The sequence below is a fragment of the Lichenibacterium minor genome, assembly GCF_004137685.1.
Classification (GTDB): Bacteria; Pseudomonadota; Alphaproteobacteria; order Rhizobiales; family Beijerinckiaceae; genus Lichenihabitans; species Lichenihabitans minor.
The window spans coordinates 67,591-91,301 of sequence record NZ_QYBB01000007.1; the positions used below are offsets into that span (position 1 = coordinate 67,591).

The 23,711-nt window shown below is 73.0% G+C and carries 21 protein-coding genes and 1 tRNA gene; 10 read left to right on the forward strand and 12 right to left on the reverse strand.

The window, feature by feature from the left end:
- The first annotated feature begins 208 nt into the window (after positions 1 to 208).
- From D3273_RS08365 to leuB, 3 genes are all read left to right on the forward strand, one after another.
- A complete protein-coding gene (locus tag D3273_RS08365) occupies positions 209 to 814 on the forward strand; it encodes a LysE family translocator (RefSeq protein ID WP_129225394.1) in 606 nt (201 codons plus the stop codon).
- A gap of 67 nt (positions 815 to 881) precedes the next feature.
- Positions 882 to 1,148 carry a DUF6894 family protein gene (locus tag D3273_RS08370; RefSeq protein WP_129225396.1) on the forward strand — a complete coding sequence of 89 codons (267 nt, stop codon included), beginning with the start codon at positions 882 to 884 and terminating at the stop codon, positions 1,146 to 1,148.
- A 210-nt stretch (positions 1,149 to 1,358) separates the two neighbouring features.
- A complete protein-coding gene (gene leuB, locus D3273_RS08375) occupies positions 1,359 to 2,471 on the forward strand; it encodes a 3-isopropylmalate dehydrogenase (RefSeq protein WP_129225398.1) in 1,113 nt (370 codons plus the stop codon).
- A gap of 72 nt (positions 2,472 to 2,543) precedes the next feature.
- On the opposite strand, the gene D3273_RS08380 is transcribed toward leuB, so the two are convergent.
- The 5 genes from D3273_RS08380 to D3273_RS08400 form a co-directional block, all read right to left on the reverse strand.
- Entirely contained in the window at positions 2,544 to 2,954 is a 411-nt protein-coding gene (locus tag D3273_RS08380) for a hypothetical protein (RefSeq protein WP_129225400.1), read from the reverse strand.
- Between the two features lie 80 nt (positions 2,955 to 3,034).
- Complete coding sequence (locus D3273_RS08385; protein ID WP_129225402.1) at positions 3,035 to 3,946, reverse strand: hypothetical protein; 912 nt, start codon at positions 3,944 to 3,946, stop codon at positions 3,035 to 3,037.
- A 257-nt stretch (positions 3,947 to 4,203) separates the two neighbouring features.
- Complete coding sequence (locus D3273_RS08390; RefSeq protein WP_129225403.1) at positions 4,204 to 6,138, reverse strand: acyltransferase family protein; 1,935 nt, start codon at positions 6,136 to 6,138, stop codon at positions 4,204 to 4,206.
- Between the two features lie 186 nt (positions 6,139 to 6,324).
- Positions 6,325 to 6,639 carry a 50S ribosomal protein L28 gene (gene rpmB / locus D3273_RS08395; protein ID WP_129225405.1) on the reverse strand — a complete coding sequence of 105 codons (315 nt, stop codon included), beginning with the start codon at positions 6,637 to 6,639 and terminating at the stop codon, positions 6,325 to 6,327.
- Positions 6,640 to 6,813: 174 nt separating this feature from the next.
- Entirely contained in the window at positions 6,814 to 7,437 is a 624-nt protein-coding gene (locus D3273_RS08400; RefSeq protein ID WP_129225407.1) for a GcrA family cell cycle regulator, read from the reverse strand.
- Between the two features lie 432 nt (positions 7,438 to 7,869).
- On the opposite strand from D3273_RS08400, the gene D3273_RS08405 reads away from it, so the two are divergent.
- The 3 genes from D3273_RS08405 (at position 7,870) to D3273_RS08415 (ending at position 11,207) form a co-directional block, all read left to right on the forward strand.
- Positions 7,870 to 9,129, forward strand: coding sequence for an aspartate aminotransferase family protein (locus D3273_RS08405; RefSeq protein WP_129225409.1), 1,260 nt, complete (start codon positions 7,870 to 7,872; stop codon positions 9,127 to 9,129).
- Complete coding sequence (gene argF, locus D3273_RS08410; protein WP_129225411.1) at positions 9,126 to 10,082, forward strand: ornithine carbamoyltransferase; 957 nt, start codon at positions 9,126 to 9,128, stop codon at positions 10,080 to 10,082. The genes D3273_RS08405 and argF overlap by 4 nt, the downstream gene beginning before the upstream one ends.
- 153 nt (positions 10,083 to 10,235) lie before the next feature.
- Positions 10,236 to 11,207 (forward strand): Hsp33 family molecular chaperone, encoded by a 972-nt coding sequence (locus D3273_RS08415; protein WP_129225413.1) that lies wholly within the window; start codon positions 10,236 to 10,238, stop codon positions 11,205 to 11,207.
- Positions 11,208 to 11,241: 34 nt separating this feature from the next.
- Here the strand turns inward: D3273_RS08415 and D3273_RS08420 are convergent, their stop codons facing one another.
- Positions 11,242 to 11,982, reverse strand: coding sequence for a pyridoxine 5'-phosphate synthase (locus tag D3273_RS08420; RefSeq protein WP_428977762.1), 741 nt, complete (start codon positions 11,980 to 11,982; stop codon positions 11,242 to 11,244).
- A gap of 1 nt (position 11,983) precedes the next feature.
- Positions 11,984 to 12,745 (reverse strand): 2OG-Fe dioxygenase family protein, encoded by a 762-nt coding sequence (locus D3273_RS08425; RefSeq protein ID WP_129225417.1) that lies wholly within the window; start codon positions 12,743 to 12,745, stop codon positions 11,984 to 11,986.
- A 103-nt stretch (positions 12,746 to 12,848) separates the two neighbouring features.
- On the opposite strand from D3273_RS08425, the gene pdxA reads away from it, so the two are divergent.
- Entirely contained in the window at positions 12,849 to 13,832 is a 984-nt protein-coding gene (pdxA, locus tag D3273_RS08430) for a 4-hydroxythreonine-4-phosphate dehydrogenase PdxA (protein WP_129225419.1), read from the forward strand.
- 27 nt (positions 13,833 to 13,859) lie between these two features.
- Here pdxA and D3273_RS08435 read toward each other — a convergent pair whose 3' ends face one another.
- Positions 13,860 to 14,231 (reverse strand): response regulator, encoded by a 372-nt coding sequence (locus tag D3273_RS08435; protein WP_129225421.1) that lies wholly within the window; start codon positions 14,229 to 14,231, stop codon positions 13,860 to 13,862.
- Positions 14,232 to 14,370: 139 nt separating this feature from the next.
- A complete protein-coding gene (locus D3273_RS08440) occupies positions 14,371 to 14,751 on the reverse strand; it encodes a response regulator (RefSeq protein ID WP_129225423.1) in 381 nt (126 codons plus the stop codon).
- Between the two features lie 147 nt (positions 14,752 to 14,898).
- On the opposite strand from D3273_RS08440, the gene D3273_RS08445 reads away from it, so the two are divergent.
- On the forward strand, positions 14,899 to 15,966 hold the full coding sequence (locus tag D3273_RS08445) for an alpha/beta fold hydrolase (RefSeq protein ID WP_129225425.1): 1,068 nt from the start codon (positions 14,899 to 14,901) through the stop codon (positions 15,964 to 15,966).
- Positions 15,967 to 15,990: 24 nt separating this feature from the next.
- On the opposite strand, the gene D3273_RS08450 is transcribed toward D3273_RS08445, so the two are convergent.
- Positions 15,991 to 16,515, reverse strand: coding sequence for a disulfide bond formation protein B (locus D3273_RS08450; protein ID WP_129225426.1), 525 nt, complete (start codon positions 16,513 to 16,515; stop codon positions 15,991 to 15,993).
- 73 nt (positions 16,516 to 16,588) lie between these two features.
- Positions 16,589 to 16,665: transfer RNA gene (locus D3273_RS08455), tRNA-Arg, on the reverse strand.
- A gap of 298 nt (positions 16,666 to 16,963) precedes the next feature.
- On the opposite strand from D3273_RS08455, the gene shc reads away from it, so the two are divergent.
- Positions 16,964 to 18,940, forward strand: coding sequence for a squalene--hopene cyclase (gene shc, locus D3273_RS08460; protein ID WP_129225428.1), 1,977 nt, complete (start codon positions 16,964 to 16,966; stop codon positions 18,938 to 18,940).
- Positions 18,941 to 19,098: 158 nt separating this feature from the next.
- Positions 19,099 to 20,508, forward strand: a complete 1,410-nt coding sequence (locus D3273_RS08465) for a cytochrome P450 family protein (RefSeq protein ID WP_129225430.1) — start codon at positions 19,099 to 19,101, stop codon at positions 20,506 to 20,508.
- On the opposite strand, the gene D3273_RS08470 is transcribed toward D3273_RS08465, so the two are convergent.
- Entirely contained in the window at positions 20,426 to 23,689 is a 3,264-nt protein-coding gene (locus D3273_RS08470) for a TRCF domain-containing protein (protein WP_129225432.1), read from the reverse strand. The two genes, D3273_RS08465 and D3273_RS08470, sit on opposite strands and share 83 nt — an antisense overlap.
- Positions 23,690 to 23,711 lie beyond the last annotated feature (22 nt).

The following is a 23,711-nucleotide window of genomic DNA, read 5'->3' on the forward strand; positions in this document are numbered from 1 at the left end:
AGGCGGCGCGGCGGCCGGGCCGCCACCGGCCGGGAAACGCGACCGCCGGCGCCGGGCGGCCTCCGCAGCGCCCCGGTTTCCGTTGCCCCCGTGGCGGGGCCGGCCTAGGCTCGTGATCGGGAGAGGGATCGATGCCAGGGGTTCGCCGCCCGTCGCGGACCCGTCGCGAAGCCCTCCGTCCCCGGGCTCATCGAGGTCAGGACGCGAGATGGACATCGGCACCACGGCGACGTTCACCCTGGCCTTCCTGGTCTTCGCGGCCAGTCCGGGGCCGGACAACCTCACGATCGTGTCGAAGACCGTCAACGACGGCCCCGCGCACGGCATCGCCTACGGCTGCGGCGTGGTGGCCAGCATCGCCGGCTTCGTGATCCTCGTCGCGCTCGGCCTGAACGCGCTCGCCGGCGCCGCCGGCGATCACCTGCGCGTCGTCCGCTACATCGGCGCCGCCTACCTGGTCTACACCGGCGTCGCGATGTGGCGCGCGCCCGCGGTCGTCGCCCCGCGGCGCCTGCGCGGCGGGCTCGCCCGCCTGTTCGGCGTGGGCTTCCTGCTGAACGTGTCGAACCCGAAGATGCCGGTCTTCTACCTCGCCCTGCTGCCGGGCGTGCTCGGCACCCGCCCGCTCACCGCGGCCGACACGATGACGCTTCTCGCCGTCATCGTCGCCGTCGAGGCGCTGGTGATCGGCGTCCATGTGGGCCTGGCGCTGCGGGCTCGGGCGGCGCTGGCTCGACCCCGGCGCCTCCGCGCCCTGAACAGGGGAGCGGGCGCCCTGATGATCGGTGCCGGTGTGCTGGTGGCGTCCCGCTGACGCCGAACCGCTCGACGAACTATTCCGCTCCCCGCGTGTTGAATGCATGCTTCCCGCGAGGGGCCCCATGCCGCTCTACTACATCGACCTTTACGACAACGAGGTGCTCGCCCGCGATGAGTTCGGGCTGGAGCTGGACAGTCTCTACGAGGCGCGCGAGCAGGCCATCGCGCTTCTTCCCGACATGGCGCGCCACGGGCTGCCGGACGGCGACAGCCACGACTACACCGCGGTGGTGCGCTGCCACGAGGGGCGGGTCCGCTACGAGGTCACCCTGTCGCTGCGCGGCGGCTGGGTCGAAGCCCCGGCCTACCCGCCCCCCGTCCACCACTGACGCGCGACCCGGCCGAACGGGCAGCGGGCCGCGGATCGCCAGCCCGCGCGGCGCTCGATCGCGGCGGCCTTCCGCATCGCCGGGCCACCCGGCCGCAGCGTCACGGTTCGCCTGCCGGGCGACCGGCATCCGCGTGGCGCGAAGGCCCTTGCCTCGACGGCGCCCCCCCGGCTAGTCCACCCGCGACGCACACCCGCCGCGAGGAACCCCATGCCGACCCACAAGCTCCTTCTGCTGCCCGGCGACGGCATCGGCCCCGAAGTGTCGGCCGAGGTCGAGAAGGTCCTGGACCGGCTCGCCGCCGACGGTTCGGCCCGCTTCGAGGTCGAGCGCGGCCTCGTCGGCGGCTGCGCGATCGACGCCCACGGCGTGCCGGTCAGCGACGCCGATGTGGCCCGCGCCGCCGCGGCCGACGCCGTGCTGCTCGGCGCCGTCGGCGGTCCGAAGTGGGATGGCGTGCCCTACGAGATCCGCCCCGAGGCGGGCCTGCTGCGCCTTCGCAAGGACCTCGGCCTCTTCGCCAACCTGCGGCCCGCCATCTGCCACGCCGCGCTGGCCGACGCATCCTCGCTGAAGCGCGAGCTGGTCGAGGGGCTCGACATCCTCATCGTGCGCGAGCTGACGGGCGGCGTGTACTTCGGGGAGCCCAAGGAGATCGTCGACCTCGGCAACGGGCAGAAGCGCGGCATCGACACCCAGGTCTACGACACCTACGAGATCGAGCGCATCGCCCGCGTGGCCTTCGAACTGGCGCGGCTGCGCACCGGCCGCGTGACCTCGTCCGAGAAGCGCAACGTCATGAAATCCGGCGTGCTGTGGCACCAGACCGTGACGGCACTGCACGCGCGCGACTATTCGGACGTGGAGCTGAAGCACGAGCTCGCCGACGCGCTCGGCATGAAGCTCGTCCAGGCGCCGAAGCGCTTCGACGTGATCGTCACCGACAACCTGTTCGGCGACATGCTGTCCGACGTCGCCGCCATGCTGACCGGCTCGCTCGGCATGCTGCCTTCGGCGTCGCTGGGGGAAGCGGACCCCGTGTCCGGCCGGCGCCGCGCCCTCTACGAGCCCGTTCACGGCTCGGCCCCCGACATCGCGGGCCGCGGCGTCGCCAACCCGCTCGCCATGATCGGCTCGCTCGCCATGGCGCTGCGCTACTCGCTCGACATGGCCGCCGAGGCCGACAGGCTGGAGCGCGCCATCTCGTCGGCGCTGGACGCTGGCCATCGCACCGCCGATCTCGCCCGCCCGGGGGAGACCGCGATCTCGACGTCGCAGATGGGAGACGCCGTGGTGGCGGCGCTGAGCGCGTCGGCCTCCTGACACCGGCACGAAAAAGCCGGCCTCGGTTCGATCCGGGGCCGGCTTTCAAGATGATTGAAGGGGAAGGGCTGCTCAGTCCAGCCCGCGCCACAACGGCGAGAAGTCGATGTTCCGGTTGGGGAACATTTCCGGGTTGTTCGGCAGGTCGAACCGGCGGTGCGGGAGCTCCGACTGCCCGAAGAACGCGGTGTTGTATGTGGCGTAGACCGGGATGTGATCGCTGGTCTGCGACGCGAAATACTCAGGCTGGCCCAGGGCCGGCGTCGAAGCGGTGCCGGGGTCGAGGAACGAGCGCTTCTGGATGACGAGCGGCTTGCGCACCGTGGCGTCCGAGATCTCGGCGATGAGGACGGGATGGTGGGCCTTGGCGACCTGCGCCCTGGGGGCGGGGGCCTTGCGGGTGGCCTGGGCCTCGGCGGCGCCGGCGGTCAGCAGGGTCAGGGCGGCGGCGGCCGTCAGGAGTGTGGAAAACCGATTCGCCATGGTGGCCCCTGCCTCGCTACGTCTTGGCAACACAACTGTGCCATAGCGATTAAGTTTCCCCTACCGGCGGGCTTCCCGGTTCAGCGTTGACGGTTCGTGGCGACGAAGAGGCCCCGCAGCGGCGGCAGCTCGCCGTCCGGGTCGAGCCAACCCGGGCCGCGGGCCTTCCCTCCCCAGGCCTTGCCTCCCAGGGACGCCGCCGGCGACGGCCCGCCGAGGCAGGTTACGCCGTCCCGCCGTTCCGCGGCCACGAACACGGCGCGCAGGGCCGCATCGTCGCCGGCCGACACGAGGTCGATGCGGTCGACCGCGCAGGCCAACGCGGAACGGCCCATCGGGTGCCCCGGCGCCCCGCAGGCGAAGCCCGACACCCGCAGGACCGACCCGCCTCCCCGGAACCCCAGGCAGGGCGCCGGGCCGGCGGCGCCCCACAGCAGGAGGTCGGCGGCCTCGAAGCGGCCGAGCCGCGTGTCCATCCCCGCCGCGGGATGCAGGCGGGTCGCCGTGAGGCCGCGAGCGGCGGCGAGCCGCGCCAGCCCGTCGGCCAACCCGTCGCCGGCGTCTCCGCCCGTACCGTCCGGGCCGGACCGCAGCAGCGAAACCTGGAGGTAGGGCTTGGCATCCCCGAGCCGGCCGAAGGTCATCACGTCCTCCCGGGCGCCGTCGGGCTGGCGGCGGCGCGCCTCGTGGACGCTGGGCAGCTTCGAGAATTCCGTGCCGGCGAGGTCGAAGAGGGCGAGCGGGCGCCGGATCTCGCTCCACTGCGCCCCGGCGGGGCCGGACATCGGCGCGTCGGCGGAAGCGGGGCGGGCCGCCAGGAGCGCCGCCGCCGACGCGAGGGCGCCGGCCGCCGCGCCCGTGGCGGCGAGCGCTACTAGGCAGAAGCGGAAGACGGGCCGACGGCCGCGCCGGAGCGCCGCCGGCCGGCCCGTGCCGGGGTGCGCCGACCCGCGCCGGGCATCGAAGGACGTGAACCGCGCGAGAGCCGACATGGCGCCACCCCGCATCCCGGACGCGGGATGCCTGTGGGAGGACGATGCGCCCGCGGCCTCTGCCACGGGTTACCGGCGGTGGGCGACCCGTCGGCAGGGTCAACGCGGGGTTAGCGGACTCCTCCGCATTCCGGGCGACATGCTGGAAGCGTCCCGAACCGTCGCAGGGAACCGTCGGCTCGCGCGAAGATCGAGAATGCGTCGCTGCGGCGGCGCGCGTTCGCGCGGGCCGGCGGCCAGGGCTTCGACCGCTGGGATCAGGGCGCGAAGACGGGGTCGAACAGGCCGTGGATGCCGCGGGCCGCGAAGACCGTGATGTGGCCAGCGTCGTAGAACAGGGGATGCCCGTCGCGCACCACCGGGCAGACCACGCCGTCGCAGAGGCGCGACGCGGGATCGATCACGCTCGCGCCGTGGCGGGCCACGGCGGCCCGGATCGGGCCCGTCGACGCGTCCTGGCGCCGCCGCGCCTCGTCTTCGCGGGGGGGCGGGGGCGGCGCGGTGCCGTGCAGCGCCGCCAGGGCCAGGGTGCGGGGCACCGGGTAGTCGGCCTGGGGCGGCGCCAGCAGCACGAAGGCGCGCACGCCCGCGGCGTCGAGCGCGTCGAGCGTGGCGTCGAGGCGTCCGAGCCCGTCCCCATAGACGAACCAATCGGCGCCCAGCACCACGCTGCGGATCGCCGGATGCGCCGCCACATAGGCGACCGCCGCGCTGTCGAAGGGCGCGCAGCCGGGCAGGGACGGCACGGCGAGCCCGAGCAGCGGCGGGCATTTCGAGAAGATCAGCGACACCCCGGCCGCCCCGCGCGCTTCCGCGTCCGCCGCCAGCGCCGGCACCCACATGCGGGCGTAGCTGTTGCCCCACAACGCCACGCTGGGCTCGGCGCCGGCCGCGCCGAAGCGGCAGGGATAGGGGAGGGGCGCGGCGTCCGGGGCCGGAACGGGGCATTCGCCTTCCAGCCGGTCGAAGTGGCCGTCGGCCAGCGTCGCCACGGCGGCCGGCAGGTGGCCCAGCGCCAGCACGCCCCGGCCGGTGAGGTCGAGCACCTGCCCGAGCAGGAGCGCCGCCGCCGTGGCGGCTCCGGCGCCGACCAGCAGGCCGCGCCGTCCCGGCAGGGCGGACCGGGCGATGAAGGGCCGCTCGATCGCGGCATGGGACAGGCCGGCGAGCGCCACCGTGGCGGCGAGCAGGGCGAGGCGCGTCGCGAGCGGCAGGCTCGGGCCGCCGCCGTAGCGGGCCAGCACGATCACGGGCCAGTGCCACAGGTAGAGCGAATAGGAGATGCGGCCGAGCCACGCGAGCGGCCGGGAGCCGAGCAGCCCCGCCGCCCACCCCCCGGCCCCCCCTCCGCCGATCACCAGCAGGGCGCCGAGGCAGGGCAGCAGCGCGGCGGGGCCGGGAAAGGGCGTGGCGGCCGTGTAGGCGGTCGCCGCGAGCGCGATGGCGGCCAGCCCGGCCACCACCGCGGCGTCGCCGCCCCGCCCCCCCGCGATCCGGCCGGGCCCGCATGCCAGCAGCGCGCCGGCCAGCAGCTCCCAGGCGCGGCCGGGCAGGAGGTAGAAGGCCGACACCGGCGTGTGGTCCGCCCCCCAGGCGCCGAGCGCGAAGGACAGGGCCGCGAGCGTGGCGAGGGCCGCCGACGCGAGGCGGGGGTGGCGCGCCAGCGGCATCAGCACCAGCGGGAACAGCAGGTAGAACTGGCCTTCCACGCCCAGGGACCAAGTGTGCAGCAGCGGCTGGAGGGTGAGGTTGTCGGCGTCGAAATAATCGGCGGCGAGGCGCGAGAACAGGACGTTCGAGCCGAACAGCGCGGAAGCCTCGGTGCTCTTGGCGAGCAGCCTGAGGTCTTCCGGCAGGAACACGAAGAGGCTCGCGGCCCCGGTCGCGAACAGCACGGCGGCCAAGGCCGGCACGATGCGGCGGACCCGCCGTTCGTAGAAGGCCGCGAGGGAAAAGCGGCCTCGGTCGATCTCGCCCCGCGTGATGGCGGTGATGAGGTAGCCCGAGATGACGAAGAAGACGTCGACGCCGACGAAGCCGCCGGGCAGCGCCGCGAAGCCGTAGTGGAACAGCACCACGATCGAGACCGCGACGGCCCGCAGCCCGTCGATGTCCGGCCGGTAGGTTCCGCCGCGGCCGTCGGCCGGACGATGCGGCGCGGCCGGGTCGCCGTTTCGCGGGGTGTTCAGCATGCCGGCGGGGCGCCTCGAGCCTGTCGCGTCGCCGCCGAAGCGGCGGTCCACCTCGGGTCCGTCAAGGGGCCGCGGCGGGGAGCCTGCGGATGTCGGCGATGGCGTGACATCCGCCCGAACGAAAAATCCCGCCGCGGCCCCGAAGGCGGCGGCGGGATCGGGAAACGACGCGGTGGCGACGCCGGATCAGGCGGCCGCGGGGGTCTCGGCGACGGCGGCGGCGGCCAGCTTCTTGCCGATCTCGCGCTTCAAGGCGCGGGTCTTGGCAGACAGCTCCACGTCCTTGGCCTTCATCAGGAAGGCGTCGAGGCCGCCGCGATGCTCGACCGAGCGCAGCGAGGCGGCGGCGATGCGAAGGCGCACGGTGCGGCCCAGGGCGTCCGAGATCAGGCTCACGGCGACGAGGTTCGGCAGGAAGCGGGTCTTGGTCTTGATGTTCGAGTGGCTGACGAGGTGGCCAACCTGAACGGCCTTGCCGGTCAGTTCGCAGCGGCGTGCCATGATCTATCCTTTGGAGCTGTCGCGGGTCCCGTCGAAGCGCGGCCGAACGCCATCCCCCGATCGCCTGCGGCGCGTGTGATTGAGCCGCGGTCTATAGGGAGGGCGGCCGGGGGCGTCAAGCGCATCGGGGGCTTCGCGCCGGGGCCGGAGCCGAGCGATGCACCCCGCCGCACCTCACATGATGCGGATCATGCGCTCCGTGCGGCGCCGGTCGACGACCGGCTGGAAGGCGACGCGGGCGTGCTCCTGGCAATAGGGCAGGGTGCCGACGGCGCGGCAGCCGCAGAAGCGGAACTCGGCGCTGGTGGGGTCGCCGATGGGCCAACGGCACATCGAGCCGTTGAGCTCCAGGATGGTGACGCGGTCGCTGATCGGGATCGCGGCGTCCTTGACGGCGCGCAGGGCCGGCAGGTCGATCGTGATGGGCTCCCTGGCGGCGTCGAGGATGGACGCCACGTCGTCGACCCGGTGGGCCGCGACCGCCGCCGCTTCGGGGACGGCGCGGGGCGGCGCCGCGACCGGGGCGACCTCGGGCACGTGCGGCACGGGTTCCACGGCGGCGGGCTCGGCGGCCGAGGGGAGGGTCGACACGGGTTCGGGGGGCGACAGGTCGCGGATGCGCGGCGCGGCGGCGTCGGCGGGCGGCACGGCGCGGCCCGACAGGCCGAGGCGGTGGACCTTGCCGATCACCGCGTTGCGCGACACGCCTTCACCGAGTTCGGCCGCGATCTGGCTGGCGCTACGCCCTTCGAGCCACAGGGTGCTCAGGCGCTCGACGCGCTCATCAGTCCAGGACATGGCCTCTCCCTCTCGAAACGGATGAATCAATAGATCAAGCCGGAGCCGCGTGGTGGGCGCCAGAAATGAAATGCTTGCCGGGCTCTTCCGAAACTTTGCCGATGTCGCCCTAATCTGCCCTTTGCGAACGGTGGGAAGCTACACGAGCGCGCGAATCAGGCGCAAGAGACGTGCGCCCCGCGCAAGGCTTTTCCCCAGGCAACTGTTGCGTGAAAAGCATGATTCCGCCGCGATCGCGGCCGTCCATGCCGCATTTGACCTCGGCTGGGCATGGCTTTAGGGATTCAGGAATCCTTCGGCATCCGCGCGGAAGGCCTTGAACGATGTCCGACCGCGGTCGTGCGACCGATCCGGAGGGGACGGGTCCGCCGCCCCCGGTTCCCGTTCCTCCCCGGCCGCCGCGCGCCCGCGGAAGACGAGGGATCCAACACCATGACGCATCCCGCTCCGTCCCATATCCTGCCCACCTACGCCCGCGCGCCGCTCGAGTTCGAGCGCGGCGACGGCGTTTGGCTGACCACGACGGACGGGAACCGCTACCTCGACCTCGGCGGCGGCATCGCGGTCGCGTCCCTGGGCTACTCGCACCCGCACCTCACGGCGGCGCTGCAGGACCAGGGCGCGAAGCTGTGGCATACCTCGAATCTGTACCGGATCCCCGGCGGCGAGCGCTTGGCGGACCGGCTCTGCGAGGCGACCTTCGCCGAGGTGGTGTTCTTCACCAATTCCGGCGCCGAAGCCAACGAGGCCGCCATCAAGATGGCGCGCAAGTACCAGTCGTCCTGCGGTCATCCCGAGAAGTTCCGCATCGTCACGTTCGAAGGGGCGTTCCACGGGCGCACCCTCGCCACTATCGCGGCGGGCGGCCAGCAGAAGTACATCGACGGCTTCGGCCCCAAGGTCGAGGGCTTCGACCAGGTGCCGTTCGACGATTGGGCGGCCTTCGAGGCCGCCGTCGGGCCCGAAACCGGCGCCGTGATGGTTGAGCCGATCCAGGGCGAGGGCGGCATCCGCACCGTCCCCACCGAGCGGCTGCGCGCGCTGCGCGCCTTCTGCGACGCCCACGGCCTGCTGCTCATCTTCGACGAGATCCAGACGGGCGTGGGGCGCACCGGCACCCTGTTCGCCGGCGAAAAGGCCGGCGTGTCGCCCGACATCATGTCGATCGCCAAGGGCATCGGCGGCGGCTTCCCCATGGGGGCCTGCCTCGCCACGCGCGAAGCCGCGAAGGGCATGGCGGTGGGCAGCCACGGCACCACCTTCGGGGGCAACCCGCTCGCCATGGCGGTCGGCAACGCCGTGATGGACGTCGTGATGGAGCCCGGCTTCCTCGAGCACGTGCGGTCGATGGGGCTCGCCTTCAAACAGCGCCTGGCCGAGCTGCAGGACCGCCACCCGTCGGTCATCGCGGAGATCCGCGGCGACGGGCTGATGCTGGGCCTGCGCTGCGCCGTGCCGAACGGCGACCTCGTGGCGGCGGCGCGCGAGCGCCACGTCCTGGTGATCGCCGCCGGCGACAACGTCGTGCGCCTGCTGCCCCCGTTGGTCATCTCCGAGGCCGAGGTCGCCGAAGCCATGCGCCGCCTCGACGCCGCCTGCACCGACATCGAGGCCCACCGCAGGCCCGGCCCTGCATCGGCGGGCGCCGACGCCGGCCACAACACCTCCGCCGTGCTCAAGGGTGCCGCATGACGCCGAACGGCGCCCCGTCGCGGCATGAGCCGCCGCGGCACTTCCTCGACCTCGACGCGGTGCCGGCCGCCGAGCTGCGCGGCATCGTCGACGGGTCCATCGCGCTGAAGCGCCGCCGCGCGGCCGAAGGCAAGGCGGCGCAACCGCGGCCCCTCGCCGGGCGCACGCTGGCGATGATCTTCGACCAGCCCTCGACCCGCACCCGCGTGTCCTTCGACGTCGGCATGCGCGAGCTCGGCGGCGAAACGCTGATGCTGACGGGCGCCGAGATGCAGCTCGGCCGCGGCGAAACCATCGCCGACACGGCCCGCGTGCTGTCGCGCTACGTCGACGCCATCGTGATCCGCACGCTGGAGCAGTCGCTGGTCGAGGAGCTGGCACACCACGCCAGCGTGCCGGTGATCAACGGGCTCACCAAGGCGTCCCACCCCTGCCAGGTGATGGCGGACGTGATGACCTTCGAGGAACACCGCGGCCCGATCGGGGGGCGCGTCGTGGCCTGGAGCGGCGACAGCAACAACGTGATGGTGAGCTGGGCCCACGCGGCGCAGCGCTTCGGCTTCGCCCTGCGGGTGGCGAGCCCGCCGGAACTGGCGCCCAAGCCCGCCTTGCTGGCCTGGGCGAAGGCCAACGGCGCGGAGATCACCGTGACGCGCGACCCCATGGAGGCGGCGCGCGGCGCCGACGTCGTGGTGTCGGACTGCTGGGTGTCGATGGGGGACGACGAGAACGTCAACCGCCACAACCTCCTGGCGCCCTACCAGGTCGACGCGCGGCTGATGGCCCAGGCCGATCCCAAGGCGCTGTTCATGCACTGCCTGCCGGCGCACCGCGGCGAGGAGGTCACCGACGAGGTGATCGACGGCCCGCAATCGGTGGTGTTCGACGAGGCCGAGAACCGCCTGCACGCCCAGAAGGGCATCCTGGCCTGGTGCCTGGGCGCCCTGGACTGAACCCGGGGACCGGAGGGCTCCGGCCCCTTCGCGGGGGCGCGTCGCGGGCCGGGCGCCCCCGGAAAGCGGCCCCGTCGCTGGAAAAGCGCGGTCTGCGCGACCATTTCAGGGAGGATCGCGCGTTTCCGCGCCCTTTTCGACCTTGGACCCACCATGCTCACCAGCGCGGAACGCCCCGTCTCCGACCTCGGCCACGACGACCTCGTCCTCCCCTTCGCGGTCACGCCGCTCGACATCCGCGGCCGCGTCGTGCGCCTCGGCCCGGCGGTCGACCGCATGCTGAAGCAGCACGGCTATCCCGAGCCCGTTTCGCGCCTCGTCGGCGAAGCGGCCGCCCTCACGGCCCTCCTCGGCTCGTCGCTGAAGATCCAGGGCCGCTTCCAGCTGCAGACCAAGACCGACGGCGCCGTCGACATGCTGGTGGTGGACTTCGACGCGCCCGACCGCCTGCGCGCCTTCGCGCGCTTCGACGCCGAACGCCTCGCCGCGGCCGGGGCGCACCCCAACTCGGCCGAGCTGCTCGGCCAGGGCCACCTCGCGCTCACCATCGACCAGGGGGGCGACATGTCCCGCTACCAGGGCGTGGTGCCCCTGGAAGGGCAGGGGCTCGAGGCGGCGGCGCACCAGTATTTCGCCCAATCGGAGCAGATCCCCACCCTGGTCCGCCTCGCCGTCGCGCAGAGCGTCACGGGCGACGGCGTCGCGTGGCGGGCCGGCGGGCTGCTGGCGCAGTTCCTGCCCGAATCCGAGGACCGGCGCCGCCAGTTCGACCTCGACCCCGGCGATGCCCCGGAAGGCTTCGTCCGCAACGCCCCCGAGGACGACAGCTGGTCGGAAGCCAAGGCGCTGGCCGCCACCGTCGAGGACCACGAACTCGTCGACCCGACGCTGTCGAGCGAGCGCCTACTTTTCCGCCTGTTCCACGAGCGGGGCGTGACGGTGTTCGACGGGCAGGCGATGCACGAGGCCTGCCGCTGCTCGCGCGAGCGCATCGAAGGCATGCTGCGCTCGTTCACCGTCGAGGAGCGGCGCGACATGGTCGGCCCCGACGGGCGCATCGGCGTCACCTGCGAGTTCTGCGGCGTGCATCGCGACTTCGAGCCGGCGGATTTCGACGCCGCGTGACGCGTCCGCCGCCGCCCGGCCTCCGGGCGGCCGCTCAGGTGCCGGCCAGCGCGTTCCGGTAAGCGGCCACGGCCGCCGTCCAGCCCATCTCCAGGGCGTCGGCGGTCAGCTCGTGGCCGATCGAGGCCTCGTGCAGCGCCGGCAGGGCGGCGACCAGCGGCGGCAGGTTGTCGAGGTTGAGGTCGTGGCCGACGTTGACGACGAGCCCCAGGGCGGCGGCCCGCCCGGCCGCCGCGGCGCAGCGTTCCAGCAGGGCGCCGTGGTCGCCCCGCGCGAAGGCCGCCCCGTAGCCGCCCGTGTAGATCTCGATGCCGTCCGCGCCCAGCGCCGCGGCGCGCTCCGCCGCGTCCGGATCGGGATCGATGAAGACCACGGCCCTGCATCCCCACCCCTTCAGGCGCGCGACGGCGTCCCGCACGAGGCCGGCCCGATCGCCGTCGAGGCGCCAGCCCTCATCGGAGGTGAAAGTGTCCGGCGCGTCCGGCACGAGCGTGCACTGGTCCGGCCGCACGTCCGCGACGAGCCGGAGGAAGGCCTCGTCGGGATAGCCCTCGATGTTGAACTCGAACCCCGGACGCCAGGGCGCCACGAGGTCGGCCAGGGCCGGCACGTCCGACCGGCGGATGTGCCGCTCGTCCGGCCGGGGGTGGACGGTCAGGCCTTGGGCACCCGCGTCGCGGGCGAGGCGGCCGAAGCGCAGCACGTCCGGCACGCCGGTGCGGCGCGCGTTGCGCAGCAGCGCGATCTTGTTGAGGTTGACGCTGAGCCGGGCCATCTCAGGCATCCCCGCTTTCGGCCCGGAACGTCACCACCAGCACGTCGCGGAAGGCCGGGCGGGACGGGTCCACCGCCGTGATGGGGCTCACCCCGTGGAAGACGCGGTGGTCGTCGACCAGCGAAGCGTCGAGCGGCTCGGCGAGGGTCGCGGTTTCGACGGGCCGGCGCGCCGCATCCGCGATGGTGCTGACGCCGTCGGCCACGTTCTGCCGCCGCACCATCATCACCAGAACCCAGTCGACGCCGTCCCGGTGCAGCCCTTCCGGGGTCGGCTGGCCGTTCTCGCCGGGCCGCGCTTCGATGCGAAACTGGTGCATCTCGGCGTGCCACGCCGCCGGCCGCCGCGCGGGCGGCGTCGCCTCCGCGAACACGTGCAGGCAGGCCGACATGATGGCGCGGTTCATCGGGTGGGCGGCCACGGCGGGCAGCACGGGCTCGAACACCCGCGCCACGCCGCCGTTCAACGGGTTGTGTTCGCGCGCCTGGAAGTGCGGCTGCTGCGGCTTCGGCGCCAAGCCGCGCGCCGACACCGAGAAGCAGGCGAAGCGCCGCTTCCGGTAGGTGCCGCCGTCGGCCATGAAGCGGTCCGGACGGAGGTCGTCCCAGGACCGCGCGTAGCCGTCCCAGTCGGCCCCCCCGGCCGCCTCCACCAGCCGGGCCATCGCCGGGCCGGCCACGAAGTCGTAGCCGTCGCCACGCAGCCGGTCCACGATCGGGGCGGCTTCGGGGGGCGGAGCGAAGACGGGGAAGGGTTGGTCCATGCAGGTCGTCCGAGGCTCTGTCCCGCGCGTGGCGTCCCCGGCATATGGTGCCCGTCGCGACGCTTTGGTACGGATCGCCGGGCATAACGGAGGCGGGCCCGCGATGAAAGCGCCGATCGGCATCACCATGGGCGATCCCGCGGGCATCGGCCCCGAGATCGTCGCGAAGCTCCTGGCCGAAAGCGCGGCGACGGGCGCCGGGCGTCCCGCGGTCGTCTACGGCGAGCTGGAAGCCCTGCGCCGGGGGGCCGCGACCGTCGGGGCGGACCTCGCCTTCGCGCCCGTCCCGAAGCCCGGGGCGGAGGCCCCGGCCGGCGCCGTGCCGGTGATCGCGGTCGGCGAACTGTCGCCGGATCTGCCGCTCGGCCGGGTGTCGGCCGAGGCCGGCGCCCTCGCCTATGCGGCGGTGGTCCGCGCCATCGACGATGCCGGGGCGGGGCGCATCTCCGCCATCGTGACGGGGCCGATCAACAAGGACGCCCTGCGGGCCGCCGGCATCGGATACCCCGGCCACACCGAGATCCTGGCCGACCGCACCGGCACGGCCGACTTCGCCATGATGCTCGCCAACGACGAGTTGCGCGTGCTGCTCGTGTCGATCCACCTGTCGCTGGCCGACGCCGTGCGGGCCGTGACGCCGGAGAACGAGCTGCGCGCGATCAGGCTCGCGCATGGGGCGACCCGGGCCTTCGGCATCGCCGCGCCGCGGGTGGCGGTGGCGGGGCTGAACCCGCATGCCGGCGAGAACGGCATGTTCGGCCGCGAAGACCTCGACGTGATCGCGCCCGCGGTGGCGGCGGCGCGGACCGAAGGCATCGACGCATCCGGCCCCTGGCCGGGCGACACGGTGTTCATGCGCGCGCGGCGGGGCGAGTTCGACGTGGTAGTGGCGCAGTACCACGACCAGGGGCTGATTCCGATCAAGTATCTCGGCATCGACGAGGGCGTGAACATCACGGTGGGGCTGCCGTTCGTGCGCACCAGCGTCGACCACGGCACCGCCTTCGACCTCGCCGGAACGGGCCGGGCCGACCACGCCAGCCTCCGCGCCGCGTTCCGGCAGGCCGTGGCGATGACCGGCGGCTGAGCGGGACGGGCGTGGGCCCGTGTCCGCTCAGGAGCCTTCCACGAAGGCCAGGACCTCGGCAGCGCGCCAGGGCTTCGAGATGAAGCGCACCTTCTGGGGCAGGACCTCGGGACGCAGCGTCGATTGGCCGGACGTGACGCAGATGCTGATCCACGGGTAGCGCTCGGCCGTGGTCAGCGCCAGCGCGATGCCGTCGATCGAGTCGCGCAGCGTGATGTCGGCGAACAGGGCCAGCACGTCGTCGGCATTGGCGTCGAGGTGGTCGTGGGCGGCCTGGCCGGTCGCGCATTCGAAGGCGTTGAGGCCGCATTCCTCGACCATGTCGCGCGCCATGCGCGACAGCTCGAGGTCGTCTTCGACGATCATCACGGTGGATCGCCGTTCGGTCTTCTGGGTCATGGTGCGGCCCCGAGTGGCGGACGGGCGGAAAAGCTAGAACAGCGCGCGGCCGGGTGGAACCACCCCGTCACGCGAGGTTGCGCGGCGAGGAGGAGGGGAATGGCAGGGCAGCGCCGACCGGGGCGACCCGGCAAGGGCTTCAACCCGCCATCATGGTTTGCACGCGGCGCATGATGTCGTCGTGGTCGTAGGGCTTGCCCACGAAGGCGGCGCCGTCCGGCACGTCGCCGGCGCGGGGCAGGGCCCGGCCGGACACGATCATGGTCTTGACCGATGGGCGGTTGAGGGAAACCCACCGCGCCAGCGCGTAGCCGTCGATCGAGCCCGGCATCTCCACGTCGGTGAACAGAAGCGCCACATCGTCCCGCTCGCCGAAGATCCCCAGCGCCTGGTCGGCGTTGGCGGCCTCCAGCACCTCGAAACCTTCGTCTTCGAAGAGTTCGATCACCATCATCCGGACGAGCGGCTCGTCCTCGACGATCAGGACCACGGCTCGGCCGGAGGTGGATGGCAGGTTCATGGACCGCCTACGCCTGGAGGCCGACAAGGTTCCTCGCCGGGCCGAGCGCGGGACGCCGACGGCAGGAACCGCCGCGCCGCGCGGGGGCTTGTCTCGGGATGGAGGGCCTTCCCGCGGCGGGGGAGCGATGGAGCGGGGTGGGGCGGCATGGGGTCGACGGCGACGGACGGCGGGTCCACGGCGGGGCCACGGCGGGGCGGATGGCTCGCGCCCTTCCTCGGGCGCCGCGCCGCCGCGGACGGCGAGCGCTTCGCGCCCCGCGGCGAGCGGCCCTTCCGGCTCGTGGATGCCGGCCACCCCATCCCGCCCGGCGCCGTCGTGAGCCGGGTGGTGAGCGGCGACGCCGACATCCGGGCGGCGCGCTGGCCGGCGCCGGACCGCGCCGGCCCTGCCCTCGGCACGGTGCTGATCTGCACGGGACGCAGCGAGTTCATCGAGAAGTACCTCGTCGTCGTGGCCGAACTCCGGGCGCGCGGCTTCGCCGTCGTGGTCTTCGACTGGCGCGGGCAGGGCCTGTCGCGGCGCCCGCTCGGCGACGCCCACAAAGGCCACGTCGACCGCTTCTCGGACTACGAGGGCGACCTTTTCGCCGTGGTCGAGCAGGTGATGGAGCCGTTCTGCCCGAGGCCGTGGTACGGGCTGGCCCATTCCATGGGGGGCGCCATCGCGCTCAACGCCGCGGCCGACCACCCGGACCTGTTCCGGCGCCTCGTGCTGTCGGCGCCGATGGTCGAGATCGCGCGGCTGCCCTTCGCCGGGACGGCGCGGGCCGTGGCGCGGCTGTGCCGCTACGGCGGCCTCGCGACGAGCTTCGTGCCCGGCGGGCGCGGGCGATCGCTGCTGTTCCGCGCCTTCGAAAGCAACCTGCTGACCTCGGACCCGGCGCGCTACCGCATTTCGCTCGACCACATGCGGGTCGAACCTCGCCTGGTCCTGGGGGCGCCGACGCTGGGCTGGCTCCACGCCGCCTTCGGCGCCATGGCGCGGCTCCACGCCGCCGACTACCCCGAGCGCATGCGGACGCCCGTGCTGGCCGTGGTGCCGGGGGCCGACCGGGTGGTGGAGCCCCGCGCGACCGAGCGGCTGGTGTCACGCCTGCGGGCCAGCCGCGTCGTCGCGGTGCCGGGCAGCCGCCACGAGATCCTGATGGAGCGGGACATGTTCCGGCAGCAGTTCTGGGCCGCCTTCGACGCGTTCGTGCCCGGCACCGGATGACGCGGCACGGCGGGGGCCGGCCGTTCAGCGCCCGGTGCTGCGCCAGCCCAAAGCCGCCGTTCCGGCCAGGCCGGCCGACAGCAGGGCGTTCCACGCGGCCAGCGACAGGCCCAGGACCTGCAGGGCCGCCTCGTCGCAGCGCACCACCGTGACGCTGTCGAGCTGCTTCAGGAAGTCGGCGACGGCGGCCGGGGCGGCGGCGGCACCGGAACATCCGGTCGGGCCGGCCCACAGCTTCCATTCCACCCCCGCATGGTAGGCGCCGAGCGCGACCCCCACGGCGAACACCAGCGCCAGGGCCGCGAAGCCGGCCCGCGCGGCGCTGCGGGGCAGCCGGGGCCCGAGGAGGGCCAGCCCGGCCGCGAGCGGCACCCCGACGTAGAACGGCACGCGCTCCTTGAGGCAAAGCTCACAGGGATTGTAGCCGCGCGCCTGCAGGACCCACACCGCCGCGATCGTGGCGGCGCCGACGAGTGCGACCGTGGCGGCAGCGACCGGGGCGGCGAGATGGACGGTGCGGGTGGAGGCCGACCGATCGGCATCAAGCATCGCGGGGATGCTCCTGCGACATGGCGGTCACGGCGACAGCCGGCGCATCCGCATCGATAGGGGAAGGTGAGAATGGCGCGGTCGAAGAGATTCGAACTCCTGACCCCCAGATTCGTAGTCTGGTGCTCTATCCAGCTGAGCTACGACCGCGCATTCGACGATGTCCGCGTTGGTGGAACACCGAAGGGCGGCACCGCGGCGCCGCTGAACACCTCCCTAAAAGGTCCGCTCCCGCTTGGCAACGGGTTTTTTCCGCCGCGGCGCGACAAGGGTGTTCCACGGGGGCCACAGGTTCACCTTAACCGCCTCCGTACGGGGACGCGGGGCGGCGAATGTGAAACAAAGCCATGTTTCGGCCATTCTAGATCGCATCGTCCCGCAGCGCAGCAAGCCGAATACGGCGCTGCACGACCCCTTTCGCCGGAAAGAAGCTGAGAACCCGCGCCTGATGTCATTCGCCGTCCATGTCGCCGACACCGCCGCCCGGCCGTCCCCGTCCGCCATGACGGGACTCGATGCCGCCATCGCGCGGGCCGCGTCGGCCCTCCTCGACGAACAGCGGGCCGACGGCCATTACGCGTTCGACCTCGAAGCCGATGCGGCGATCCCGGCCGAATACATCATGGTCAAGCACTTCCTCGGGGAATCGGACCCCGACATGGAGCGGCGAACCGCCAACTACCTGCGCCGCCTGCAGGAGCCCCACGGCGGCTGGCCCATGCTGGCCAAGGGCGAGCTCAACATGTCGGCCAGCGTGAAGAGCTACTTCGCGTTGAAGATCGCCGGCGATCCCGTCGACGCCCCCCACATGGTCCGGGCGCGCGAAGCGATCCTGGCCCACGGCGGCGCCGTGAACATGAACATCTTCACCCGCATGATGCTGGCCTTCTTCGACATCGTGCCGTGGAGCGCGGTGCCGGTGATGCCGGTCGAGATGATGCATGCGCCGCTGTGGTTCCCGATCAACATCTGGCGCTTCAGCTACTGGGCGCGCGACACGGTGGTGCCGCTGCTGGTGCTGATGGCCAAGAAGCCGCGCGCCGCCAACCCGCGCCGCGTTGGCATCGACGAGCTGTTCCACGTCCCGCCCCACGCCGTGAAGCGCTGGCCCAAGACCGCCAACCAGGTGGGGTTCTGGGGCGCCTTCTTCGTGGGGCTCGACAAGGCGCTGCGCGTCGTCGAGCCGATGTTCCCGAAGCGGAGCCGCGACAGCGCCATCGGCAAGGCGGTCGACTTCCTCACCGAGCGGCTGAACGGCGACGACGGCGTCGGCGCCATCTACCCGTCCATCGCCTACACGTTGATGATGTTCCACGTCCTCGGCTATCCCGAGGACCATCCCGACATGATCGTGGCGCGGGCGGCGCTGGAGAAGCTCGTCGCCCAGAACGGCGACGAGGCCTTCTGCCAGCCCTGCCTGTCGCCGATCTGGGACACGGTGCTGGCCGCCCACGCGCTGCTCGAAGCCGAGCGCGACGACAGCGAGGGCGCCGAGCGCGCGCTCGATTGGCTGCTGCCCCTGCAGGTGCTCGACTTCAAGGGCGATTGGGCGGTGCGCCGCCCCGACCTCAGGCCCGGCGGCTGGGCGTTCCAGTACAAGAACGACCATTACGTGGACCTCGACGACACCGCGGTCGTGGTGATGGCGATGGACCGCACGCGCAACAAGTCGGGCACCCGCCGCTTCGACGTCGCGATCGAGCGGGCCGTCGAATGGGTGGTGGGCATGCAGTCGACCAACGGCGGCTGGGGCGCCTTCGACGTCGACAACACGTCCTACTACCTGAACCACATCCCCTTCGCCGACCACGGCGCGCTGCTGGACCCGCCCACCGCCGACGTGTCGGCCCGGTGCCTGTCGATGCTGGGGCAGCTCGGCTACACGGCCGACACCAGCGAGGCCGTGCGCCGCGGCATCGACTACCTCCTGAAGGAACAGCATCCGGAAGGGAGCTGGTTCGGGCGGTGGGGCGTGAACTACATCTACGGCACATGGTCGGTGCTGTGCGCCTTCAACGCCGTCGGGGTCGCGCCGACGCACACCGCGGTGCGCCGCGGCGTGGACTGGCTGTTGAAGATCCAGAACGCCGACGGCGGCTGGGGCGAGGCGGACGCCGGCTACGCGCTCGACTATGTCGAATACGTGCCGAACGAGAGCACGGCGTCGCAGACCGCCTGGGCGGTCATCGGCCTGATGGCCGCCGGCGAGGTCGACAATCCCGCGGTCAAGCGCGGCGTGGCGTATCTCGAGAAGCACCAGGGCGAGGACGGCTTCTGGGCGGAGCCGCACTACACCGGCACGGGGTTCCCGCGCGTGTTCTACCTCCGCTACAACGGCTACGCGAAGTTCTTCCCGCTTTGGGCCCTGTCCCGTTACCGCAACCTCCGCCAAGGCAACACCGCCACGGTGCTGCACGGGATGTGAGGCCGCCGGCTCCCGCGGGGGCCGCCCGGCTTTTTCGGGCCGGCCCGCGGGCGCGAAGCGTGCGGGACTTGCTTATGCCGCAAAGAGTCCCAAGGTGACCGCCGACTGAGGCCAAGCTTCCGCCGCTCGCGGACGGCTGCCCCGAGAAGGACCGATCCTTGAAAGCTGTCCGTTGGGACCCCGCCAGCCGGGGTGACGCCTACGCCTATTACGCGGAGCTGAGGCGCCACACGCCGGTCATCAAGGCGACGATCCCGACCCGCGGCACCGGATGGGTGGTGACGCGCTACGACGACGTGCTCAAGGTCCACAAGGACCCGCGCTTCTCGACCGATCCCCGCAACGCCAAGAAGACGCCGATGTTCGGCTTCGGCGGCCCCTATGCGCCGAAGCTCATCAAGCTCGTCGGCGCCTCGATGGTCAGCGTCGACGACCCCGCCCACGCGCGCCTGCGCCGCCTCGTGTCCAAGGTGTTCACCCCGCGCTCGGTCGCCGACATGGCGCCGTGGATCGACGGCATGGTGGAAACCCTGCTCGACGAGGCCGCGGCGGCGGGGCAGGGCGGGGCGCCCGTCGACCTGATGGACCGCTTCGCGCTGCCGCTGCCGCTGCGCGTCATCTCCGAGATGCTGGGCATCCCGGAGGAGTGGCGCCTCGAGTTCCACGACCAGGTGGTGCGGCTGATCGAGGTGAACGACAAGCCGGTGCGCCGCGCCATGCGCTGGCTGCCCGCCATGCCAAAGCTCCTCAAGTTCTTCGAGGACCTGATCGACCTCCGCCGCCGCGAGCCCGACGACAGGCTCATCAGCAAGCTCATCGCCGTCGAGGAGGAGGGCGACCACCTCAGCCGGGACGAGCTGATCGGCATGATCTTCCTGCTGCTCTTCGCCGGGCACGAGACGAGCGTGAACCTCATCGGCAACGGGCTGATGGCGCTGATCGACCACCCGGAGCAGATGGCCATGCTGCGCTCCGACCCCGGCCTCATGGACCGGGCCGTGGAGGAGTTCTTCCGTTACACCAACCCCGTCGAGCACGGCACGCCGCGCTTCGCCCTCGAAGACGTGGAGATCGCCGGAACGCGCATCCGCAAGGGCGACATGGTGATCCTGCTCCTCGCCGCCGCCAACCGCGACGAGAGCGTCTTCGTCGAGCCCGACCGCTTCGACATCCTGCGGTCGGACAACAGCCGCCACCTCGCCCTCGGCTTCGGCCTGCATTACTGCCTGGGCTCTTCCCTGGCGCGGCTGGAAACCCGGATCGCCCTGAACGCGCTGCTGCGCCGCTTCCCCGACCTCGCCCTGGCGGTGCCGCGCGACACGGTGCCGTGGCGCCAGGCGACCGGCCTGCGCGGCGTGGTGCGCCTGGAGGTGAGGCTCGGCGCCGACGCGGCGGCGGGCGACGCCGCCTTCGGCGACGCGTCCTGCCTCGTCACGCCGCTGGACCAGGCCGCCACGGGCGGCGGGGCCGCCGTGTCCGGCCACCTCAGCCCAACGCCGCCAGCAGGCTCGTCGCCAGGGACAGGCGCTCGCGCGCGGTGTCCGATGGAAGCGGATAGATCAGCCTAGCGCCCTTCAGGGTGATCCGGTCGCGCAGAGCGGCCGGGGCGCGCCCCGCCAAGGCCGCCGCGTCGCGCCCCGGGCGGAGGTCGAGCGCGATGCCCTTCGGCCCGGCGTCCACCCGGGCGACGCCGTTGGCGCGGCACAGCGCGCGCAGCCGGGTGCGCTCCAGCAGGGCTTCCACCTCGGCGGGGGGCGGCCCGAAACGGTCCGCCATCTCCTCGGCGATCGCTTCGGCCTCGTGCGGCTCCGACACGCGCGACAGCCGGGCGTAGAGGTTGAGCCGCAGTTCGGGCTCGGGGATGTAGTCGGCCGGCAGCGAGCCCGAGCGGTCGATGTGGATCTCGGGCGACCAGTCCTCCACGACCTCGCCCTTGGCTTCGCGGATCGCGAGGCTCATCAGGTGCTGGTAGAGGCCGAGGCCGATCAGCCTGAGGTGCCCCGCCTGCTCCTCCCCCACGAGGTCGCCGGCGCCGCGGATGTCGAGGTCCCGCGCCGACAGCGCCATCCCGCTGCCGAGCTTGTCGAAGGACGCGAGGCTTTGGAGCCGCCGCATCGCCGCGTCGCCGACCTCCGCGCCCTCCGTCATCAGGTAGCACAGGCCCTGCAGCCGCCCGCGCCCGACCCGCCCCCGGATCTGGTGGAGCTGCGACAGGCCGAACAGCTCGGCCCCCGCCACCACCATGGTGTTGGCGCGGGGCACGTCGAGCCCGCTCTCGATGATGGACGTCGCCACGAGCACGTCGCCGTGCCCTTCGGCGAAGTCCACCATGGCGGCATCGACCTCCTCGGGCGCCATGCGGCCGTGGGCCGACAGCACCGTGAGCTCAGGGCAGGCTTCGCCGAGGGCCTTGGCCATGCGCTCCAACCCTTCGATGCGGGGCACGATCACGAAGCTCTGCCCGCCGCGCGCCTTTTCGCGCAGGAGCGCGCCCCGCACGGTGGCGAGGTCGTAGGGGGCCACCAGGGTGCGGATGGGCCGGCGGCGGGCGGGCGGCGTCGCGATGACGCTGAGGTCCTGCAGCCCGACCAGCGCGGCCTGCAGGGTGCGGGGAATCGGCGTGGCGGTGAGGGTCAGCACGTGGACGCCGGCGCCCAGCTCCCGCAGGCGGGCCTTTTCGGCCGCGCCGAAGCGCTGCTCCTCGTCCACCATCAGCAGGCCGAGGTCCTTGAACGCCACGTCGGAGGCCGCGACCGCGTGGGTGCCGACGACGATGCGGACCGACCCGTCGGCGAGGCCCGCCTTGACGGCCCTGGCTTCGGCGGGCGGGGTCAGGCGCGACAGGTGCGCGACCGGGATGCCGAGCTCGGCGAAGCGCTTGGTGAAGGTGGCGACGTGCTGGCGCACCAGCACCGTGGTGGGCGCCACCAGCGCCACCTGCCGCCCGGCCAGGGCCGCCACGGCGGCGGCCCGCAGCGCCACCTCGGTCTTGCCGAAGCCGACGTCGCCCACCACCAGCCGGTCCATCGGGCGGCCCGAGGCGAGGTCGGCGATCACCGCCGCGATGGCGTCGCCCTGGTCGGGCGTGGGCGGGTACGGGAACCGTGCCGTGAAGGCGCGGTAGGCCGGGGCCGGGGCCTTCAACACCGGCGCCGAGGCGGCGTTGCGCTGTCGCGCCAGCTCCACCAGGGCGCGGGCCGCGACCGCGATCTCGCCCCAGATGCGCTGGCGCCGCTTCGACCAGGAGCCGTCGTCGAGGCGGTCGAGCCGGATGGCGTCGCCCGCGCCGCCGTAGCGCCACAGCCCGTCCAGCGATTCCACGGGGGCGAGCAGGTCGGCGTCCTTGGCATAGTCGAGCCGCACCGTGTCGCGCGACCCCGCGGCCTCCGACGCGATGGTTTCGAGGGAGCGCAGCACGCCGACGCCGTGGTCGATGTGGATCACCGTGTCGCCGATGGCGAACTCGCCGTCCCCGGCGTGCCACGGCACCGGCACGGCGTGGTGATGGTGGTGGTCGGCGCGGTGGGCGGCCTGGCCCAGCAGGTCGGCGGCGCAGACCATCGTGACCCGCGTTTCCGCGTCGACGAAGCCGTGCTCGGCCGACAGCGCCAGGGTCAGGGTGGCGCCGGGCTCCGCCGCCGCGACGTCGGTCCAGCCGTCCGCCGCCGCGGGCTCGACGCCGGACGCCTTGGCGAGGGCGGTACGGTCGCGCGGGGTCGCCCCGGCCAGCACCACGCGGTGGCCTTCGGCGGCGCGTTCGGCCACGAAGGCGGCGAAGCGCTTCCGGGCGTCGGCCGCGGCGTGGAAATGCGGCACCAGCGCGGGCTCGGCGCCCGGCAGCGGCTGGAGCCTCCGCTTCGACGCGGCGCGCCATTCCTTCGCGGTGAGGTAGAGCGCTTCGGGCGGGAGCGGCGCCCGGCCGCCGACGCGGCGCGCGTCGCCCGCGGATTCCGCGTCGCGGTGGTGCTCGGCGGCCTGCGCCAGCACGTCGTCGAGGCGCGACGCCGCGGTCGGCTCGATCATCAGCGCCGCCTTCGGCAGGAGGTCGAACACCGTGCGGAGCTGGGGGTGGTGCTCCGACAGGCGGTGTTCCAGCCCGGGGAAGCGGCGGATCGGGTCGGCGCCGGCGGGCGCCACCACGGTCGAGACGGGGTCGAGGGTCAGCCGCTCGACGACACCGGCGGACCGCTGGCTCGCGGGGTCGAAGGTGTGGATGCGCGCGATGCGACCGACGTCGAGGATCAGGCGATAGGGGGTGTGGCCGGGCGGGAACAGGTCGACCACCTCGCCGCGCAGCGCGAACTCGCCGTGGTCGTCGACGCGGTCGTCGTGGCGGTAGCCGAAGCGCTCCAGGGTCGCCGTCAGGCCCGCCGGGTCCAGCACGTCGCCGACGGCGAGGTCGAGCTTCTCGGCGGCGGTGGAAGCGGGCGGCAGGCGCTGCACCGCGGCTTCGGGGGTGGTCACCAGCACGGCGCCCGCCTTGGCCCTCCGCGACGCGCGGTGGACGTCGAGGCGGCGCAGCGCCGCCATGGTGCGGCCAAGCACGTCGGGGGACGGGGACGCCCGGTCGTAGGGGAGGCAGTCCCAGGCGGGGAGGAAGGCCACGGCGGCCTCGGGGGCGAGCTCCGACAGGAGATGCGCCACCCCTTCGGCCCGGTGGTCCCCCGACGCCACGTAGATCAGCGCCTGGCCGTGCCCCGCGAAGGGCAGCAGGCGCACGGCGGCGAGGGCGACGGGGAGCTTCGACATCGGGGCACTCGCGAGACGCTTA